The organism is Bartonella sp. W8167 (assembly GCF_016100335.1).
Lineage (GTDB): Bacteria > Pseudomonadota > Alphaproteobacteria > Rhizobiales > Rhizobiaceae > Bartonella > Bartonella apis.
Genome location: NZ_JACFSQ010000009.1, coordinates 1 through 2,688 on the forward strand (window position 1 = coordinate 1; position 2,688 = coordinate 2,688).

Here is a 2,688-nt window from a genome sequence, read left to right on the forward strand (position 1 = left end):
CTGTTCACCTTGGCCAAAATCATGGCCCCCACCAGCACCTTGCGCCTTGTTTCGTTCTTGCGCTCTTGCTGCTGTTCCCTTGCCCGCACCCGCTGAATTTCGGCATTGATTCGCGCTCGTTGTTCTTCGAGCTTGGCCAGCCGATCCGCCGCCTTGTTGCTCCCCTTAACCATCTTGACACCCCATTGTTAATGTGCTGTCTCGTAGGCTATCATGGAGGCACAGCGGCGGCAATCCCGACCCTACTTTGTAGGGGAGGGCGCACTTACCGGTTTCTCTTCGAGAAACTGGCCTAACGGCCACCCTTCGGGCGGTGCGCTCTCCGAGGGCCATTGCATGGAGCCGAAAAGCAAAAGCAACAGCGAGGCAGCATGGCGATTTATCACCTTACGGCGAAAACCGGCAGCAGGTCGGGCGGCCAATCGGCCAGGGCCAAGGCCGACTACATCCAGCGCGAAGGCAAGTATGCCCGCGACATGGATGAAGTCTTGCACGCCGAATCCGGGCACATGCCGGAGTTCGTCGAGCGGCCCGCCGACTACTGGGATGCTGCCGACCTGTATGAACGCGCCAATGGGCGGCTGTTCAAGGAGGTCGAATTTGCCCTGCCGGTCGAGCTGACCCTCGACCAGCAGAAGGCGCTGGCGTCCGAGTTCGCCCAGCACCTGACCGGTGCCGAGCGCCTGCCGTATACGCTGGCCATCCATGCCGGTGGCGGCGAGAACCCGCACTGCCACCTGATGATCTCCGAGCGGATCAATGACGGCATCGAGCGGCCCGCCGCTCAGTGGTTCAAGCGGTACAACGGCAAGACCCCGGAGAAGGGCGGGGCACAGAAGACCGAAGCGCTCAAGCCCAAGGCATGGCTTGAGCAGACCCGCGAGGCATGGGCCGACCATGCCAACCGGGCATTAGAGCGGGCTGGCCACGACGCCCGCATTGACCACAGAACACTTGAGGCGCAGGGCATCGAGCGCCTGCCCGGTGTTCACCTGGGGCCGAACGTGGTGGAGATGGAAGGCCGGGGCATCCGCACCGACCGGGCAGACGTGGCCCTGAACATCGACACCGCCAACGCCCAGATCATCGACTTACAGGAATACCGGGAGGCAATAGACCATGAACGCAATCGACAGAGTGAAGAAATCCAGAGGCATCAACGAGTTAGCGGAGCAGATCGAACCGCTGGCCCAGAGCATGGCGACACTGGCCGACGAAGCCCGGCAGGTCATGAGCCAGACCCAGCAGGCCAGCGAGGCGCAGGCGGCGGAGTGGCTGAAAGCCCAGCGCCAGACAGGGGCGGCATGGGTGGAGCTGGCCAAAGAGTTGCGGGAGGTAGCCGCCGAGGTGAGCAGCGCCGCGCAGAGCGCCCGGAGCGCGTCGCGGGGGTGGCACTGGAAGCTATGGCTAACCGTGATGCTGGCTTCCATGATGCCTACGGTGGTGCTGCTGATCGCATCGTTGCTCTTGCTCGACCTGACGCCACTGACAACCGAGGGCCGCCGCCTGATGGTGCTGGACACGCTGCGCCGGTTCCACATCGAGGAAGAAAACGCCAGCGGCCCCATGGCCCAGGTCATCGGTCGCATGGAGGCCATCGCCGCCGATACCGGGTGCTCTATCGTGTTCCTGCACCATGCCAGCAAGGGCGCGGCCATGATGGGCGCAGGCGACCAGCAGCAGGCCAGCCGGGGCAGCTCGGTACTGGTCGATAACATCCGCTGGCAGTCCTACCTGTCGAGCATGACCAGCGCCGAGGCCGAGGAATGGGGTGTGGACGACGACCAGCGCCGGTTCTTCGTCCGCTTCGGTGTGAGCAAGGCCAACTATGGCGCACCGTTCGCTGATCGGTGGTTCAGGCGGCATGACGGCGGGGTGCTCAAGCCCGCCGTGCTGGAGAGGCAGCGCAAGAGCAAGGGGGTGCCCCGTGGTGAAGCCTAAGAACAAGCACAGCCTCAGCCACGTCCGGCACGACCCGGCGCACTGTCTGGCCCCCGGCCTGTTCCGTGCCCTCAAGCGGGGCGAGCGCAAGCGCAGCAAGCTGGACGTGACGTATGACTACGGCGACGGCAAGCGGATCGAGTTCAGCGGCCCGGAGCCGCTGGGCGCTGATGATCTGCGCATCCTGCAAGGGCTGGTGGCCATGGCTGGGCCTAATGGCCTAGTGCTTGGCCCGGAACCCAAGACCGAAGGCGGACGGCAGCTCCGGCTGTTCCTGGAACCCAAGTGGGAGGCCGTCACCGCTGATGCCATGGTGGTCAAAGGTAGCTATCGGGCGCTGGCAAAGGAAATCGGGGCAGAGGTCGATAGTGGTGGGGCGCTCAAGCACATACAGGACTGCATCGAGCGCCTTTGGAAGGTATCCATCATCGCCCAGAATGGCCGCAAGCGGCAGGGGTTTCGGCTGCTGTCGGAGTACGCCAGCGACGAGGCGGACGGGCGCCTGTACGTGGCCCTGAACCCCTTGATCGCGCAGGCCGTCATGGGTGGCGGCCAGCATGTGCGCATCAGCATGGACGAGGTGCGGGCGCTGGACAGCGAAACCGCCCGCCTGCTGCACCAGCGGCTGTGTGGCTGGATCGACCCCGGCAAAACCGGCAAGGCTTCCATAGATACCTTGTGCGGCTATGTCTGGCCGTCAGAGGCCAGTGGTTCGACCATGCGCAAGCGCCGCCAGCGGGTGCGCGA

At 64.5% G+C, this 2,688-nt stretch carries 2 protein-coding genes and 1 pseudogene; all 3 read left to right on the forward strand.

The features are described 5' to 3' along the window. Positions 1 to 476 precede the first annotated feature (476 nt). Positions 477 to 965, forward strand: a pseudogene (locus H3V12_RS11335) (MobA/MobL family protein); the annotation flags it as partial. A 154-nt stretch (positions 966 to 1,119) separates the two neighbouring features. Beyond that, positions 1,120 to 1,941 carry an IncQ-type mobilization protein MobB gene (locus tag H3V12_RS11340; protein WP_198214709.1) on the forward strand — a complete coding sequence of 274 codons (822 nt, stop codon included), beginning with the start codon at positions 1,120 to 1,122 and terminating at the stop codon, positions 1,939 to 1,941. Continuing rightward, on the forward strand, positions 1,928 to 2,688 hold a 761-nt coding region (gene repC / locus H3V12_RS11045), incomplete at its 3' end, for a replication protein C, IncQ-type (RefSeq protein WP_097168451.1). The genes H3V12_RS11340 and repC, both read left to right, overlap by 14 nt.